This is a genomic window from Mesorhizobium sp. CA4 (assembly GCF_020165075.1).
Lineage (GTDB): Bacteria > Pseudomonadota > Alphaproteobacteria > Rhizobiales > Rhizobiaceae > Mesorhizobium.
Map to the genome: position 1 here is coordinate 59,858 of NZ_JAIUHK010000016.1, position 14,805 is coordinate 74,662.

Consider the following 14,805-nt stretch of genomic DNA (forward strand, 5'->3'; position numbering starts at 1 on the left):
TGGAAGACTGGGAGGTATCGTTCGAATTTTAGCGATTGCGCGGATTCCGGCCGCCCGCATGTGCGGGCGAGACGGCGATCTCCAGCTACATATCGACGACGACTCGGCCCCTGATCTTACCTTCGACGATGTCGCGCGCGGCGGCGACAATGCCGTCGAAACCGATCGTGCGCGCCAATGTCGACAGCTTCTTCAAGTCGAGATCGGCGCCGATGCGGCGCCACGCCTCCAGGCGGACTTCCTTCGGCGCCATCACCGAATCGATGCCGAGCAGCGAGACGCCGCGCAGGATGAAGGGCGCGACGCTTCCCGGCAGGTCCATGCCGCCGGCGAGGCCGCAGGCGGCGATCGCGCCGCCATAGGAGGTCATCGACAGCACGTTGGCCAAGGTATGGCTGCCGACCGAGTCGACGCCGCCAGCCCAGCGCTCCTTGGCGAGCGGCTTCGCCGGCTGGCCGAGCTCCTCGCGCGAGATCACCTCGGCCGCGCCGAGATCGATCAGATAGGGGCTTTCGGCGCTGCGGCCGGTCGAGGCGATGACATGGTAGCCAAGGCTCGACAGGATCGAGATGGCGACCGAGCCGACGCCGCCGGCAGCACCCGTCACAACCACCGGACCGCGGTCCGGCACGATACCGTGACGCTCCAGCGCCATGACGCAGAGCATTGCCGTGTAGCCCGCCGTGCCGACGGCCATCGCATGATGCGCGCTCATGCCCTCGGGCAGCGGCACCAGCCAGTCGCCCTTGACGCGGGCGCGGCCGGCATAGGCGCCGTAATGCGTCTCGCCGACGCCCCAGCCGTTGAGGATCACCTTATCGCCCTTGCGCCAGTCGGCATGCGAGGAGGAGATCACGGTGCCGGCGAAATCGATGCCTGGAACCAGCGGCCAGCGGCGCACGACCGGTGCCTTGCCGGTGATGGCGAGCCCGTCCTTGTAGTTCACCGTCGTCGCCTCGACGGCGACGGTGACGTCGCCTTCCATCAGGTCGGCCTCGGTGAGGTCGACGACATCGACCGACTGCTTCTTGTCCGCATCGCGCGAAACGAGGATGGCTTTGAAGGTGTCGGTCACGTTTTTCTCCTCGGTTCTGGCTGTTGAGAAATCTGCGGCTTCAACAGCGTGAGGTCAATTGCCAAGATCCTGGGACTTGGCTTCGCGCCGCCAGCCGATCAGCTCGTCGAAGACGACAAGTGCCGCGCCGACGGAAATGAAGGCGTCGGCCAGATTGAAGACCGCGAAGGACCAGACGGGCGTGTGGAACAGGATATAGTCGATGACGTGGCCGTAGACGGCGCGGTCGATGAGGTTGCCGAGCGCGCCGCCGACGATGAGTGCAAAGCCGATACGGGCGACGACATGGCCGGCCGGCGTGCGCGTGGCGAGATAGAGCACGAAGGCAACGACCAGCACGGCGATGACCACCAGGCCGGTATCGCCGAAGGACTGGAACATCGAGAAAGCGATGCCGGTGTTATAAGTGCGGAACAGCGCCAGGAAGGGCAGGAGGTCGATCTTCTCCTGAAAGGCGAGCCCGTTCTCGACCAGTTGCTTGATCCACTGGTCGAGCGCAATGGCAATGACGACCAGCACGACGTAAGGGGACCAGGATTTCACTTGGCAGTCCTCATCGGGCAGTCCTCATCGCATGTCGGTGGCAGGCTCGAGCTTCAACGCGCCGCGCCTTATCTCGAACAGCATCACGCCGGTGGCGACCGCCAGGTTGAGCGAGTCGGCGCGGCCGGCCTGGGGGATTCGAAGCAGCCGATCGCAGCTTTCGGCCAGGTTGTCGGGCAGTCCCTGCTGCTCATTGCCCATCAGCAGCAGGACCGGTCCCCTGGAGAAATCGACCGAGCGATAATCGACCGCGCCCTTAAGGTGCGTTCCAACGACCAGACCGGAAAAATCACGCCGCCAGGCGAGGAAGGCCTGCTCGGTCGCTTTGGCGACCGGCACGGCGAAGATCGAGCCCATGGTGGCGCGCACCGTCTCCAGCGAGAACGGATCGGTGGTGTCGCCGACCAGGATGACGCCCTTGGCGCCGACGGCATCGACGGTGCGGATCACGGTGCCGAGATTGCCGGGATCGCGGACCCGGTCGAGCGCGACCCAAACATCGCCGTCCCTGGCGCGGATGTCCTTCAGCGGCACGGTCTGCTGGGCAAAGACACCGACCACCATTTGCGGGTTTTCGCGGCGGGTGATGGCCGCGAGCACCTTTTCCGAAACCTCCAGAACCGTGCCGCCGGCGGCGACGGTTCGCGCGGCGACCTTTTCGATGGCCGCGTTGCCACGGCCGGCCTTGGCGAAGACCAAGGTCCTGATCGACCAGCCGAGGTCGAGCGCGTCGATGACCAGCTTCAGGCCCTCGGCCATGAAGGCGTTCTGCTGGTCGCGGAATTTCTTGAGCGCCAGCGCCTTGATGTCTTTGACCAGCGGATTGGCAACGCTGGTGACTTCCTTAACCTGCCCGACCAGGCGTACGCCGTCATGTGCAGTCATTCAGGCCACCCAGCGCGAGAACAGCGAGGTCGACAGCGCGCGGCCGGCCGATTTCTCGCGAATGATCAGTTCGCCGGATTCGACCGTGCCGCCCATGCCCGCAAAGGTATCGCGCATCAGCGCATGGATGGCGAAGAAGGAGGCGCGGATCGAATAGGCGGTGAGAACGACGGCGAGCGGTTTCGGCGTCAGGATCGAGCGGCAGAGGTCCGTTAGGCCCGGCAGATCCTCGAACAATTGCCAGACCTCGCCCTTGGGCCCGCGGCCATAGGCCGGCGGATCGAACAGCACGATGTCGTAGCGGCTGCCGCGGCGTTCCTCGCGTTCCGCGAATTTCACCGCGTCCTCGACGATCCAGCGGACCGGCTTGTCGGCAAGCCCGGCCATCTCCTGGTTCTCGCGCGCCCAGCCGATCGCCTTCTTCGAGGCATCGACATGGGTGACCTCGGCGCCGGCGCGGGCCGCCACCAGCGAGGCGAGACCCGTATAGCCGAAAAGGTTCAGCACCTTGACCGGACGCTTCGCCGCCGCGATCAGGCCGGCCATATGATCCCAATGCGAGGCCTGTTCCGGAAAGACGCCGACATGGCGGAAGGATGTGAAGCGGCCGAGATAGTCGATGCCGTCATGCTTCATCGGCCAGGTTTCGCCGAGCGGCGCCTTCGGAAAGCGCCAGCGGCCGATGCCTTCCTCGTCGGTGTCGCCGGTGAAGATGGCGTCGGCGCGCTCCCACTCCTTCGCCGGAAGGGCCCGCTGCCAGATCGCCTGGCCTTCGGGCCGCACGATGCGGTAGGGGCCGTATTGCTCGAGCTTCTCGCCGGCGCCGCTGTCCAGCAGGGCGTAATCGGCATTGGGCGCGACTTCGAGGATCAATGGCAGGCGCTCGGCGGGCAACGTGCCCTCGCGGCGCGCAAGCACGCGCGGCGCCGGCCTGGCTTCCTGCCGGTCCGCCGGTTTGGTTTCGCGGCGCTCGGCGGGCGCGGCCTGCTGCCGTCCGGCCGCTAACGCCTCACGCGGGCGGGGCTGTTCCGCCCTTGCGGGATGCGGGCGGCCATCGCGGCGTTTGTCCCGAAAAGATTTCAAGAAGGATCATCTCCGGCGGTTCGGCCCGCTTCTGCCACAGCTAAGCCCACCGGCGCAACAAAGCCCGGCTCATTCAATGGTGGGGTCATCAACCATGCCTGACGCCGAGCAGGCCGAAACAAAGCGAAATGAAGCCAAGCGCCTTCGCCGCCGTCACCGCCATGTGGCCGGTTTCCCAACGCAGTCGGACGGCTTCGAAGTTTTCTGGAATTGGCCCCGGCGTCCAGGTCGCGAGGATAGCATTTGCCGGTCTGACGAGGCCGAACCAAAGCGCCAGCGAGACCGCATAAAGCAATGCGGCGACGAGCACGAACCGGACGGCAAACGGGTCCGCACGCAGTATCCAGGCAAGCAACGCCGGACAGAGGATCGCTGCGATATCGAGCGGCGCTCCGATGACGGCAAAAAGCAGGAACTGACCGTTGAAGACCGTCGCCTCTCGCCACAGCACCGGCGACCATTTCGTCAGCCTCGGCAGCGATTCCAGCACATGGGCAAAGGAGGGCCCAAGGCTGAGCGCCGCAATGAAAACGGTCAGCACCGACCAGAACAGGGTTCCGCGCATCTCCATTGTGGAGAAAACGGCAATGGTCAGCCGGCGTTCCTGGCATCGGACTGCTTGCCGTGATGTGCAGGCCAGCCCTATTGTCCGGCACGCCGGTTAGCCATTCATGTCCCGTTCAGCCCGCCTGCTTGACCTCGTCCAGATCCTGCGCCGCCATCGCCGGCCGGTGAGCGGCCGCACGCTTGCGGATGCAATCGGCGTGTCGATCCGCACCCTTTATCGCGACATCGCGACGCTGCAGGGGCAGGGCGCGCCGATCGAAGGCGAGGCGGGGCTTGGCTATGTGCTGAAGCCCGGCTTCATGCTGCCGCCGCTGATGTTCACCGACGAGGAGATCGAGGCCATCGTGCTCGGCTCGCGCTGGGTGGCGAAGCAGCCGGACAAAAGGCTGGCGGCCGCCGCGGCTGATGCGCTGGCCAAGATCGCGGCGGTGCTGCCGGATGACCTGCGCGACGATCTCGACGCCACGACGCTGCTTGTCGGACCGCGCTCGGAAAATGCCGAAGCGATCGACCTCGGCATCGTGCGGCAGGCGATCCGCGACGAGCGCAAGCTTGGCTTCCTCTACCGTGACGCCGGGGGAGCGGCATCGAAGCGCCTGGTTTGGCCGTTCGCGCTCGCCTTCTTCGACAAGGTGCGGGTGATGGTGGCGTGGTGCGAAACGCGCCAGGATTTCCGCCATTTCCGCGCCGACCGGATGTCCGGCCTGACAACGACCGGCATCCGTTATCCGCGACGCCGACAGGCGATGCTGAAGGAGTGGCGGGCGGGCCTTGACGCGCCCGACCGGAACGGCGCGAAAGACGCTTCCGGCTGATCGCTGCTGCCAGAATCTGACAGCAGGTCCGCGTATGGTCTCCAAGGTCCAGACACTTTGGAGATCAGATATGACCACGCCGAATTTCGTCATCCTCTATGTCGACAGTCCGGAAAAGAGCGGCGCGTTCTACGCTTCGCTGCTCGGACGCGAGCCGGTCGAATCCTCGCCGACGTTCGTCATGTTCGTGCTCGACAAGGGCTTCAAGCTCGGCCTCTGGTCGCGCCACACGGTGGAACCGGCTGCGGCGGCAGCGGGCGGTGGCAGCGAGCTCGTGATCGCGGCCGCGGATGCGGGCGACGTTGATGCGACGCATACGGACTGGGCGGGGCGCGGCCTGAATATCCTGCAGGCGCCGACCGATATGGATTTCGGCCGCACCTTCGTGGCGCTCGATCCGGACAATCATCGCCTGCGCGTCTATTGGCCGGATGGGCAGTAGGCAGTGGGCAGTAGGCAGTAGGCAGTAGGCACTAGGTTTACCTTCCCTAATTGCCTACTGCCCAATCCCTACTGCCTATTGGAGCGCCTTGTAGACGGCGATGCCTGCGGCGAGGTCCTCGAGCGCCGCGCCGACCGACTTGAAAAGCGTGATCTCGCTGTCGCTTTGCCGTCCCTGCTTCTCGCCGCGCGCAAGCTCCTGCAGGTCGGCGACGATGGCGTCCGGCTTCAGTACGCCTGAGGCCAGCGGCTGGACGATGTCGCCGGCTTCCTTGGTGGCGCCGGCGCGGGTGTCGACATAGACGCGGGCGCGCTTGATCGCGTCGTCATCGCTTTCGCGCATCGTCGGCGTGAAGCCGCCGACGAGATCGACATGGGCGCCCGGCTTCAGCAGCGCGCCCTTGACCAGCGGCGTGTTCGAGATGGTCGCCGAGGCGACGATGTCGGCCTCGGCAAGCTCCGTATCGAGATCGCCGGCGGCACTTGCCGGAAGGCCTTCTACGCGCAAGCCGGCCGCCACTTTTTCGGCATTGGCCGGCGTGCGGTTCCAGATGCGGATTGAGGTGATCGGCCTGACCGCCGAATGCGCCTTGGCAAGGAACGGCGACAGCGCGCCGGCGCCGATCACCAGAAGCCGCGAGGCATCCTTGCGCGCGAGATAGGAGGCGGCGAGCGCGGAGGCGCAGGTCGTGCGCCACTGCGTCAACCGTTGGCCGTCGATCAGCGCCTGCGGCTCGCCGGTGACGCCGTCGAGCAACAGATAGAGACCCATCACTGCCGGCTTGCCGATGGCGTTGTTGTCCGGCGATACGGTGACGATCTTGACGCCGATATGGCCGCCCGCCGAGGTGCCGGCGGCGTTCAAATCAGTCCAGGCCGGCATCAAAAGCAGGGTCGACGCGGCGCCGTCCGGCCGTTCGACGCCATGATGATGGCGAACCGGCTGCACGGCGCCATCGCGAAAAGCCGTGCGCAATGTCTCGACAAGGCCGGGAAAGGTCAACGCGCGGTCGACATCGGCGGCCGAAATGGTCAGCATCGGAGGCTCCGTAAATTGTTGCTCAGAGACAGAGCGTGATGTCGCCCGAAAACCGCTTCACATGTTTCGACATCATTCTCTAGTCCGTAGGCTTGGGCAGCGCCGGACCCTTGGGCGCTGCTGGCGGGCGGCTCACAGCCTGGCGCAGGTTTTCGGCTTCCAGACCGCGCTGGCGCGCGAGCTTGCGGTAGCGCCCCTGCTTCACCCAGGTCGCCATGCTGCCGACGACCATGCCGACGGCCAAGGCAAGGAACAGGAAGATGAAAAGCGGCAGGGTCAGCGTCAGCGCGGGATTGCCGGGATGGAATGGATCGAGCGTGAAGGCTACAGGGCCGCGATTGGCGACGGCGAGCGCGATCAGGATGATAGCCAGCGGCACGAAGACCACGACGAGGATGAAGCGATTGAACATCAGATCTCCATGGAGAGACTTCTTGAAGCGCGCATGTCCTTGTCCCGAAAACCGGTCTTCACTTTCGGAGACATGCTTTTAAGCGCCAAGATGCCGATTCAACCCGCCGGCGCGGCGCCTATTTGCCGCCGTTCAGTCTCTCGCGCAACTCCTTGCCGGTCTTGAAGAACGGCACCCACTTTTCCTCGACCTCGACGGATTCGCCGGTGCGCGGATTGCGGCCGGTGCGGGCAGGACGGTTTTTCACCGAAAAGGCGCCGAAACCGCGCAACTCGACCCGGTTGCCCTCGGCAAGCGCATCGGTGATCTCGTCAAAGATCGCGCCGACGATGTTTTCGACATCGCGCAGGAAAAGGTGCGGGTTGCGCGCGGCAATGATCTGCACAAGCTCGGATTTGATCATAGAACGTTCCCCGTAAACCACTGCAGTCGATTATCAGGATGATTTTACTGCTTTTTTGGCTCGCCCCAGCGAGATGTCAAGGGTGCCAGACCGAAACGAGACCGTCAAGAAACAAGCGGTCGGCGCCGAGCTCGTGAATGACATCGCCGCCGGCATCCGGCAGGCCGAGCGCCTTGGCCGCCAGTTTTGCCATGGACTGGGAAAACAGGAAACCGCCACGCCTGTCCCTGTCCTTCCACTCGACGACCTTGAGCTTGGCGTCCACGCCCTTCGTCGCCAGCCAGTCGATCGCCTCCTGCTCGCCGCCGACGGCGTCGACCAGATGGTTGGCCAAAGCCTGGCGGCCGGTAAAGATCGAACCGTCAGCCAGCGCCAGCGCCTGCTCATGCGTCATTTTGCGGCGCTCCGCGACAGTGCCGACGAACCAGTCGTAACTGTCGAGGATCAGCTTGCGCACCATGGCGCGCTCATCGTCGTTGGTCGGCTTGAAGGGCGAGGGCGAAGCCTTGAGCGGCGAGGATTTCACTTCTTCCAGCTTGATGCCGAGCTTGTCCATGAGGCCGCTGACATCAGGGTATTGGATCAGCACACCGATCGAACCGACGATCGAGGTTTTGCGGGCGACGATGTGGTCGGCAGCGCTGGCGATCATATAGCCGGCCGATGCGGCCAGCGTGCCGACTTCGGCTACCACTGGCTTGTCGCCGGCAAGCTTGCGCACGGCGTCGAACGTCGACTCGCCACCGACCGTGGTGCCTCCGGGCGAATCGATCGACAGGATGACGCCCTTCACCTCCGGCGACTTGCGGATCGAGTCCAGCCTTTTGAGCAGGTCCTCATCCTCGGTGATGGTGCCTTCGATCTTGACCTTGGCGATATGGGGGACCGCCTTGCCGGTAAAGTTGTCGTCATAGACCCACGTCGAGAAGGCGATAATTGCCGCTGCCAGAACCAGAAACGCGACCACGCGCCAGAAGGTCAGCTTGCGGCGCAAGCGTCGGCGGTCGATCAGGTCGTCGGCTCTCATTGCCATCATCAGCCTCATGGATCGGTGGGAAGCCCGCTTTTAAAGCAAGCCTCGGCACACGGCTACCGTTTCCTGAAAATGCTCCGCCGTGAAGCGTTGACGCCGACCTCACGAAAAATTAACGCAACCAAGTCCCTATCTGCTATAAAGTATAGGTCGTCGCGCCGGATTCCTCTCGATTTTGCGGGCGGCCAGTTGTCACATTTTTGCAGTTTTCCTCGGCTTGTGCTTGCTTGTAGGTGCCGGCATACCACCTATAGGCGGTGTTTGGGCGGGCAAAGGTCCATTAGAAAGTCATGTTGGCGCGATCTGACGAAACGAGCCATGCCGGCGAGGCATCGGCTCCCGCGGCCCAAGGCGGCACGCGTGGCGATGCTTTCAACCGCGCGCAGCGGCACTCGCGCCGCGTGCGCGTGCTGAAATTCGCGGTGCCGCTGCTCGCGGTCGTGATCGCCGTCGCCTTTCCTGTCTATTCCTACCTCAAGGCGCCGCTGTCCGTCTCGGTGCAGGCCGACGGCACGGCGTTTTCCAACGGAAAGCTGGTGATGGCCAATCCGAAGCTCAACGGCTTCACCAAGCAGAAGCTGCCATACTCGCTGACGGCGACCAGGGCGACGCAGGATGTCGGCCAGCAGGCCGTCATTAATCTCGAGGGCATCAACGCCAAACTGCCCGTCGCCAACGACAACATCGTGTCGGTCGATGCCGCGCACGGTATCTACAATCGCGACGCCAACACGATGGACCTGACCAGCGAGGTCAGCGTGACGACGACAGACGGTCTGATGGCGAAGTTCAAATCGATCTTCCTAGACATGAGCAAAGGCTCTATGAAGACGAGCAATCCGGTCGACGTCAGCCGCGGCGGGTCGCGCATTACCGCGGACTCGATGGCGGTCGAGGACAATGGCAGGCTCGTGGTCTTCGAGAACCGGGTTCGCGTCAACATAGATCCAACCGCGCTGAAGGCGGCGGGGGTAAACGGTGGAGAACAGAATGCGTCGCAGTAAATCGGCATGGCTTCCGGGCGCTGCTTCCGCATTGCTGCTTTTGGCAACGGCGCATTCCTTCGCGCAATCGAGCGCGACCAGCCAGATTCCGGGGCTGAAACTGTCGGGCGACCAGCCGATCCAGATCGAAAGCGACAAGCTTGAGGTCCGCCAGGCCGAGAGCATGGCCGTGTTCAGCGGCAACGTCACCGTCAATCAGGGGCCGACCCTGCTCAAGGCCGGCAAGATGACGGTCTACTACGTCAAGGATGCCAACGCCGGCAAAAGCGCCGCGGCCGGCGCGTCGGCAATGACCGGGTCGGCCAACATCGACCACCTGGAGGTCGAGAACAAAGTCTACGTCAAATCAAACGACCAAGTCGCTACGGGCGACAGCGGCACATTCGACATGAAGACGCAGGTGCTGGTGCTTAAGGGCAAGGAAGTGGTGTTGTCGCAAGGCGACAATGTGCTCAAGGGCTGCAAGCTCACCGTGCAGATGAAGAGCGGCCTCGCCAATGTCGACGGCTGCGGCGGCCGCGTGATGATGTCGTTCACGCCCCAGAAGCAGGGCGCGCAGCAGCAGGGAGCGTCGGGCAAGTAATGGCCGGCGTAACCTCGCTGCTGGCCCGTCTTCCGGGACTGGCGGCCGCAAAACCGGCTGCGCCGGCGACAGTCGGCACCGACAAGGCGAAGTTCAAGGGCACCCTGATCGCCAAGGGCCTGACCAAGAGCTACAAGGGCCGCAAGGTGGTGAGCGGGGTGACGCTTGGCGTGCGCGCCGGCGAGGCCGTCGGCCTGCTCGGGCCCAATGGCGCAGGCAAGACCACCTGCTTCTACATGGTCACGGGCCTTGTGCCGGTCGACGAAGGCTCGATCGAGATCGACGGCTTCGATGTCACGTCAATGCCGATGTACCGGCGTGCCCGCCTCGGTATCGGCTATCTGCCGCAGGAAGCGTCGATCTTCCGCGGCCTCAACGTCGAACAGAACATCCGCGCCGTGCTGGAAGTGGTCGAAAAGGATCGCAAGGCGCGTGAACGCAATCTCGATGAGCTGCTCGAGGAATTCCACATCAGCCATCTGCGCAAGGCGCCGTCGATGTCGCTGTCGGGCGGTGAACGGCGTCGCCTCGAAATCGCGCGGGCGCTGGCGACGCGGCCGGCCTATATGCTGCTCGACGAGCCCTTCGCCGGTATCGACCCGATCGCCGTCGCCGACATCCAGCAGCTCGTCCGGCACCTCACGGCCCGCGGTATCGGCGTCTTGATCACCGATCACAATGTGCGCGAGACGCTTGGCCTGATCGACCGCGCCTATATTATCCATGCCGGCCAGGTGCTGACGCATGGCCGGGCCGACGAGATCGTCGCCAATGCCGATGTGCGGCGTCTTTATCTCGGCGAGGGCTTCACACTCTGATCCCCGGTTTTCGGGTCGTGGCGCGATCTTCGAACATCGCGTGGCGGTTTTTCGCTTTTTAGCGCTCGATAACGCTCCGGTAAGCCGCAGCTGCTAGCGTTTTCCTTGACAGGCAAAAGCCGGGCCAGTTTCAATGCCCGACCGAAAGCAACTGTACGACGCGTAGACGAGGCGTTTGAATCCCACCATGGCGCTGGCAGCCAAACTGCAGCTCAGACAGTCCCAGTCGCTGGTGATGACGCCGCAACTGATGCAGTCGATCCGCCTGCTGCAGCTCACCCATGTCGAGCTCGAGCGCTTCATCGACGAGGAGATCGAGCGCAACCCGCTGTTGGAGCGGGCCGAACCGCAAGACGATGCCGCCGGCGACCAAGCCCAGAAAAGCGAGGCGGCGCCGGAGCGGGATCCTGAAGGCGACTGGTTCGAAGGCGAGACCGAATGGAGCGCCGAAGCGATCTCGCAAAAGCTCGATTCCTCCTTGGAGAATCTGTTTCCCGACGATCCCGGTACCCATGAGAGGCTGGGGCCTGATCTCACGGCGCAGTGGAAATCGGCCGCCGGCAGCGCCGGCACGGCGTCATCGGAAGGTTTCGACGTCGGCGACATGGCGGCGGCCGTCGCCACGCTGCGTGAGCATGTCGGCGAGCAGATCGCGCTTGCGTCCCTCAGCCCTGGCGAACGCCTGATCGCGGGTGAGCTCGCCGACGGGCTCGACGAAGCCGGTTATTTGCGCACCGACCTTGTGGAGATCGCGGCCCGGCTCGGTGCCGACGAAGCGGCGGTGGCGCGCGTGCTTGGCCTCTGCCAGACCTTCGAGCCTTCAGGACTTTTCGCGCGCGACCTTGCGGAGTGCCTGTCTCTGCAACTGGCGGTGCGCGACCGGCTCGATCCGGCGATGAAAGCGCTGGTCGCCAACCTCGAGCTTCTGGCGCGGCGGGATTTCCAGACGCTGAAACGCATCTGCGGCGTCGACGAGGAGGATCTCCTCGACATGCTGGCCGAGATCCGCGCGCTCGATCCGCGTCCCGGCCTGGCATTTTCAGGCGGCGCGAGCGATGCGATCGTCGCCGATGTCGAGGTGCGCGCGGCCAATGACGGCAGCTGGGCGGTGGAGCTCAACGCCGACACGCTGCCGCGCGTGCTGGTGGACAATGTCTACTTCGCGCGCGTTTCAAGCCACACCAAGGACCAGGCGGAAAAGGATTTTCTCGCCGAATGCCTGCAGAACGCCAACTGGCTGACGCGCAGCCTCGACCAGAGGGCCAAGACCATTCTCAAGGTGGCGTCCGAGATCGTGCGGCAGCAGGATGCCTTCCTCGTCCACGGCGTGCGCCACCTCAAGCCGCTCAACCTGCGCACTGTGGCAGATGCCATCGGCATGCATGAATCGACCGTCAGCCGCGTCACCGCCAACAAATACATGCTGACGCCGCGCGGCGTCTTCGAACTGCGCTATTTCTTCACGGCGTCGATCGCTTCGGCCGGAGGCGGCGAGGCGCATTCGTCCGAGGCCGTGCGCGACCGCATCAAGCAGATGATCGACGAGGAAAAACCCGCCGACGTGCTTTCCGACGACGCCATCGTCGACATGCTCAAGGAGAGCGGTGTCGATATCGCCCGCCGCACCGTCGCGAAATACCGCGAAGGCATGAATATCCCATCGTCGGTGCAGCGGCGGCGGGAAAAGCGGGCGCTCGCGAACGTCGGCCGCTAGGCCCGGCCCGGAATCCCGACAGCCTTGGCCAATGCGAGACAGGCTGCTTTCCCACAATTCCCAAGCTTGATTGACAAGCCGCAATGAAGTGTCTAGAAGCCCGCCCGCATGGAGCAGGGCGTAATGCCCGCTTGCGAATGGGTCTGTCAGACATGGCCATGGACGGCCAAGAAGGCGACTTGTGATCAACCGGAAAGTTCGGGTCTAAAATCGGCGCGCATGCCGCTGCGAAGCTTGTGCGCGCGCGCCACGGGTATAAACTCGGGAACAGTTTGAAGCCTGAGCAAGGAAGGTCAGTTTTCAGATGAATCTACGCATTTCGGGAAAACACATGGACATCGGCGATGCGTTCCGTACGCGCATCAACGACCGGGTCGGCGAGGCGATCGAGAAATATTTCGATCGGGGTTTTTCAGGACATGTCACGGTCATCAAATCGGGATCGCGCTTCTCTGCCGACTGCATGGTCCGGCTCGATTCCGGCGCTTCGCTGCAGGCGACCGGCGACGCCCAGGACCCGACGCTCGCCTTCGAAGCGGCCGCCGACCGCCTGGAAACACGGCTGCGGCGCTACAAGCGCCGGCTGAAATCCCGCAATACCGGCAACGGCAATGGCGAAGCGCCGACCGACGTCGCCTACACCGTGATGGCTCCCCTCACCGACGACGAGGAAGACATTCCGGAGGACTTCGCTCCGGTTATCGTCGCCGAATCAAGCGTGACGCTGCGGACCATGTCGGTGGCTTCGGCGGTCATCGAACTCGACAACAGCGACAGCCCGGTCTTCCTGTTCCGCAACGCCGGAACCGACCATCTCAATATCGTCTACCGCCGGCCGGATGGTAATATCGGCTGGATCGATCCGTCGACGACCAAAGTCGCGCAAGGATAAAAAGCCAGCCGCGCAAGGGGGCGACGACTGGCGCGGCAGGCGAGCAAGGGATTTTTCAAGCATGGATCTCAGCGATCTCATCAGCGTTCCGGCGATCATGCCGGCGTTGAAGGCGAATTCCAAAAAGCAGCTTCTGCAATTGCTGTCGGAGAGGGCGGCGGCGATTTCGGGGATTCCGGAACGGGAGGTGTTCGATACCATCCTGCAGCGCGAACGGCTGGGCTCGACCGGCGTCGGCAACGGCATCGCCATTCCGCATGGCAAGCTCGCCGGCGTGAAGCGGATCGCCGGCGTCTTCGCCCGGCTGGAAACGCCGATCGATTTCGAGGCGCTGGACGACCAGCCGGTGGACCTGGTGTTTCTGCTGCTGGCGCCGGAAGGGGCGGGCGCCGACCATCTCAAGGCGCTGTCTCGCATCGCGCGCGTGCTGCGCGATGCCGACACGGTGGCCAAGATCAGAGGTACGCGCGACGCGGTGGCGATCCACGCGCTCTTGTCCGATACGCAGGCCTCGCACGCGGCCTGAAGTTTTTTGGATCAAGACCTGTCTTTGGATTAAAACCTTCAGGGGCCGCCGCGTGGCGGCCCTTTCGATTCAAGACGTCACAATCGCTATTTTAGTCGATCATAATCTTAGTGGATCGCGACGGTGGTCAGATCGTTCTCCAACGCACCCGCCAGCGCCCGGTCACGGGCATCCGAAAGCAGGATCGGCTGGCCGTTGGCGGCAAACAGCGCCCACAGCTCCAGGCCGGGCGCGATTTCCTGAAGGCCGGGGAAGCGGCCGCGCAGGTCGTCGCTCGACACTTTCCTGAGATAGGCGACAGAACCTTCGCCGAGATGGGCGAGTTCGCCGCTGGTCATGGTGATCGTTTCGTCAGGTCTGGTCATTTCAAGCCTCCTTGGCGCGAGGACGCCAGGATCGGCCGCCTCGCATAGAGCCATCGGCAAAGGTCAGTCTTTCACCGATATGTTTATTTTCCGTACCATCCGCTCGGACTCCGGCCGGTCGAGATCGATCGACAGCAGACCGTTCTTCAGTTCCGCCGCGATCACTCGCATGCCGTCGGCCAGCACGAAGCAGCGCTGGAACTGGCGCGCAGCGATGCCGCGGTGCAGGAATTCGCGCTCGGTATCGTCGGTCTGACGACCGCGCACGATCAGTTGGTTTTCCTCCGTGGTCACATCGAGGTCGCTTTCTGCGAAACCGGCAACGGCCAATGTGATGCGCAGCCTCTCGGCCTTGCCGTCGGCGGCGCTGAGGCGCTCGATATTGTACGGAGGATAGCTGTCGCCGGACTTCGCCAGACGTTCGAGCGTCTTTTCCATGGCATCAAAACCCAGGAGAAGCGGGCTGGAGAAGGGCGTCATTCGACTCATTGTTACACTGTCCTCTGAAGAGCGACACAAACTGGAAAAACCCGGATGGCATTTTTCCCGATGGTCTTGATATGGTCCGTCGCGCGATCAAGTTCAAGCCGCCAAATCAGGATGACGT

19 protein-coding genes are annotated in these 14,805 nt (G+C 63.7%); 8 read left to right on the top strand and 11 right to left on the bottom strand.

Annotated features, from left to right (window positions below):
* Positions 1–85 precede the first annotated feature (85 nt).
* The 5 genes from LB528_RS15105 to LB528_RS15125 all read right to left on the bottom strand — a co-directional run bounded on the left by LB528_RS15105 (position 86) and on the right by LB528_RS15125 (position 4,151).
* Positions 86–1,075 (bottom strand): MDR family oxidoreductase, encoded by a 990-nt coding sequence (locus LB528_RS15105; RefSeq protein WP_224715378.1) that lies wholly within the window; start codon positions 1,073–1,075, stop codon positions 86–88.
* 54 nt (positions 1,076–1,129) lie between these two features.
* Entirely contained in the window at positions 1,130–1,618 is a 489-nt protein-coding gene (lspA, locus tag LB528_RS15110) for a signal peptidase II (protein WP_224513812.1), read from the bottom strand.
* A gap of 24 nt (positions 1,619–1,642) precedes the next feature.
* Entirely contained in the window at positions 1,643–2,503 is an 861-nt protein-coding gene (locus tag LB528_RS15115) for a TrmH family RNA methyltransferase (protein ID WP_224715379.1), read from the bottom strand.
* Entirely contained in the window at positions 2,504–3,586 is a 1,083-nt protein-coding gene (locus tag LB528_RS15120) for a class I SAM-dependent rRNA methyltransferase (RefSeq protein WP_224715380.1), read from the bottom strand.
* Between the two features lie 88 nt (positions 3,587–3,674).
* Complete coding sequence (locus tag LB528_RS15125) at positions 3,675–4,151, bottom strand: DUF1772 domain-containing protein (protein ID WP_411962185.1); 477 nt, start codon at positions 4,149–4,151, stop codon at positions 3,675–3,677.
* A 106-nt stretch (positions 4,152–4,257) separates the two neighbouring features.
* On the opposite strand from LB528_RS15125, the gene LB528_RS15130 reads away from it, so the two are divergent.
* Both LB528_RS15130 and LB528_RS15135 read left to right on the top strand, forming a co-directional pair.
* Positions 4,258–4,968 carry a helix-turn-helix transcriptional regulator gene (locus LB528_RS15130; RefSeq protein ID WP_224715382.1) on the top strand — a complete coding sequence of 237 codons (711 nt, stop codon included), beginning with the start codon at positions 4,258–4,260 and terminating at the stop codon, positions 4,966–4,968.
* Between the two features lie 70 nt (positions 4,969–5,038).
* Positions 5,039–5,410: a VOC family protein gene (locus LB528_RS15135; RefSeq protein WP_224513822.1), complete on the top strand. Its 372-nt coding sequence runs from the start codon at positions 5,039–5,041 to the stop codon at positions 5,408–5,410.
* Between the two features lie 75 nt (positions 5,411–5,485).
* Here LB528_RS15135 and LB528_RS15140 read toward each other — a convergent pair whose 3' ends face one another.
* The 4 genes from LB528_RS15140 to sppA all read right to left on the bottom strand — a co-directional run bounded on the left by LB528_RS15140 (position 5,486) and on the right by sppA (position 8,296).
* On the bottom strand, positions 5,486–6,448 hold the full coding sequence (locus tag LB528_RS15140) for an ornithine cyclodeaminase family protein (protein WP_224715383.1): 963 nt from the start codon (positions 6,446–6,448) through the stop codon (positions 5,486–5,488).
* 79 nt (positions 6,449–6,527) lie between these two features.
* Complete coding sequence (locus tag LB528_RS15145) at positions 6,528–6,860, bottom strand: DUF1049 domain-containing protein (protein WP_224513826.1); 333 nt, start codon at positions 6,858–6,860, stop codon at positions 6,528–6,530.
* 118 nt (positions 6,861–6,978) lie between these two features.
* Positions 6,979–7,263: an integration host factor subunit beta gene (locus tag LB528_RS15150; RefSeq protein ID WP_027165368.1), complete on the bottom strand. Its 285-nt coding sequence runs from the start codon at positions 7,261–7,263 to the stop codon at positions 6,979–6,981.
* A gap of 76 nt (positions 7,264–7,339) precedes the next feature.
* A complete protein-coding gene (gene sppA / locus LB528_RS15155) occupies positions 7,340–8,296 on the bottom strand; it encodes a signal peptide peptidase SppA (protein ID WP_224715384.1) in 957 nt (318 codons plus the stop codon).
* A gap of 290 nt (positions 8,297–8,586) precedes the next feature.
* On the opposite strand from sppA, the gene lptC reads away from it, so the two are divergent.
* From lptC to ptsN, 6 genes are all read left to right on the top strand, one after another.
* The gene (gene lptC / locus LB528_RS15160) at positions 8,587–9,300 is read left to right on the top strand and encodes an LPS export ABC transporter periplasmic protein LptC (protein ID WP_224513830.1); all 714 of its coding nucleotides are present in this window, start codon (positions 8,587–8,589) and stop codon (positions 9,298–9,300) included.
* Complete coding sequence (locus LB528_RS15165) at positions 9,287–9,883, top strand: LptA/OstA family protein (protein WP_224715385.1); 597 nt, start codon at positions 9,287–9,289, stop codon at positions 9,881–9,883. The genes lptC and LB528_RS15165 overlap by 14 nt, the downstream gene beginning before the upstream one ends.
* Complete coding sequence (gene lptB, locus LB528_RS15170; RefSeq protein WP_224585583.1) at positions 9,883–10,701, top strand: LPS export ABC transporter ATP-binding protein; 819 nt, start codon at positions 9,883–9,885, stop codon at positions 10,699–10,701. Before LB528_RS15165 ends, lptB begins: the two co-directional genes overlap by 1 nt.
* A gap of 187 nt (positions 10,702–10,888) precedes the next feature.
* Positions 10,889–12,415 (top strand): RNA polymerase factor sigma-54, encoded by a 1,527-nt coding sequence (gene rpoN / locus LB528_RS15175; RefSeq protein WP_224715386.1) that lies wholly within the window; start codon positions 10,889–10,891, stop codon positions 12,413–12,415.
* Between the two features lie 304 nt (positions 12,416–12,719).
* The gene (gene hpf / locus LB528_RS15180) at positions 12,720–13,307 is read left to right on the top strand and encodes a ribosome hibernation-promoting factor, HPF/YfiA family (RefSeq protein ID WP_224513838.1); all 588 of its coding nucleotides are present in this window, start codon (positions 12,720–12,722) and stop codon (positions 13,305–13,307) included.
* 61 nt (positions 13,308–13,368) lie between these two features.
* Positions 13,369–13,833 (top strand): PTS IIA-like nitrogen regulatory protein PtsN, encoded by a 465-nt coding sequence (gene ptsN / locus LB528_RS15185; protein ID WP_224715387.1) that lies wholly within the window; start codon positions 13,369–13,371, stop codon positions 13,831–13,833.
* A 107-nt stretch (positions 13,834–13,940) separates the two neighbouring features.
* Here the strand turns inward: ptsN and LB528_RS15190 are convergent, their stop codons facing one another.
* Positions 13,941–14,198, bottom strand: coding sequence for a DUF1150 family protein (locus LB528_RS15190; RefSeq protein ID WP_224715388.1), 258 nt, complete (start codon positions 14,196–14,198; stop codon positions 13,941–13,943).
* A 63-nt stretch (positions 14,199–14,261) separates the two neighbouring features.
* Positions 14,262–14,687 carry an Hsp20 family protein gene (locus LB528_RS15195; protein WP_224513842.1) on the bottom strand — a complete coding sequence of 142 codons (426 nt, stop codon included), beginning with the start codon at positions 14,685–14,687 and terminating at the stop codon, positions 14,262–14,264.
* Positions 14,688–14,805: the final 118 nt, after the last annotated feature.

Excerpts from the sequence above, each read along its gene's own strand:
- sppA (WP_224715384.1), bottom strand. The coding sequence starts at position 8,296 with ATGGCAATGAGAGCCGACGACCTGATCGACCGCCGACGCTTGCGCCGC.
- LB528_RS15125 (WP_411962185.1), bottom strand. The coding sequence starts at position 4,151 with ATGCGCGGAACCCTGTTCTGGTCGGTGCTGACCGTTTTCATTGCGGCG.
- rpoN (WP_224715386.1), top strand. The coding sequence starts at position 10,889 with ATGGCGCTGGCAGCCAAACTGCAGCTCAGACAGTCCCAGTCGCTGGTG.
- LB528_RS15195 (WP_224513842.1), bottom strand. The coding sequence starts at position 14,687 with ATGAGTCGAATGACGCCCTTCTCCAGCCCGCTTCTCCTGGGTTTTGAT.
- lptB (WP_224585583.1), top strand. The coding sequence starts at position 9,883 with ATGGCCGGCGTAACCTCGCTGCTGGCCCGTCTTCCGGGACTGGCGGCC.
- ptsN (WP_224715387.1), top strand. The coding sequence starts at position 13,369 with ATGGATCTCAGCGATCTCATCAGCGTTCCGGCGATCATGCCGGCGTTG.
- LB528_RS15130 (WP_224715382.1), top strand. The coding sequence starts at position 4,258 with ATGTCCCGTTCAGCCCGCCTGCTTGACCTCGTCCAGATCCTGCGCCGC.
- LB528_RS15135 (WP_224513822.1), top strand. The coding sequence starts at position 5,039 with ATGACCACGCCGAATTTCGTCATCCTCTATGTCGACAGTCCGGAAAAG.
- hpf (WP_224513838.1), top strand. The coding sequence starts at position 12,720 with ATGAATCTACGCATTTCGGGAAAACACATGGACATCGGCGATGCGTTC.
- LB528_RS15150 (WP_027165368.1), bottom strand. The coding sequence starts at position 7,263 with ATGATCAAATCCGAGCTTGTGCAGATCATTGCCGCGCGCAACCCGCAC.
- LB528_RS15190 (WP_224715388.1), bottom strand. The coding sequence starts at position 14,198 with ATGACCAGACCTGACGAAACGATCACCATGACCAGCGGCGAACTCGCC.
- LB528_RS15165 (WP_224715385.1), top strand. The coding sequence starts at position 9,287 with ATGCGTCGCAGTAAATCGGCATGGCTTCCGGGCGCTGCTTCCGCATTG.
- LB528_RS15115 (WP_224715379.1), bottom strand. The coding sequence starts at position 2,503 with ATGACTGCACATGACGGCGTACGCCTGGTCGGGCAGGTTAAGGAAGTC.
- lptC (WP_224513830.1), top strand. The coding sequence starts at position 8,587 with ATGTTGGCGCGATCTGACGAAACGAGCCATGCCGGCGAGGCATCGGCT.
- LB528_RS15145 (WP_224513826.1), bottom strand. The coding sequence starts at position 6,860 with ATGTTCAATCGCTTCATCCTCGTCGTGGTCTTCGTGCCGCTGGCTATC.
- LB528_RS15140 (WP_224715383.1), bottom strand. The coding sequence starts at position 6,448 with ATGCTGACCATTTCGGCCGCCGATGTCGACCGCGCGTTGACCTTTCCC.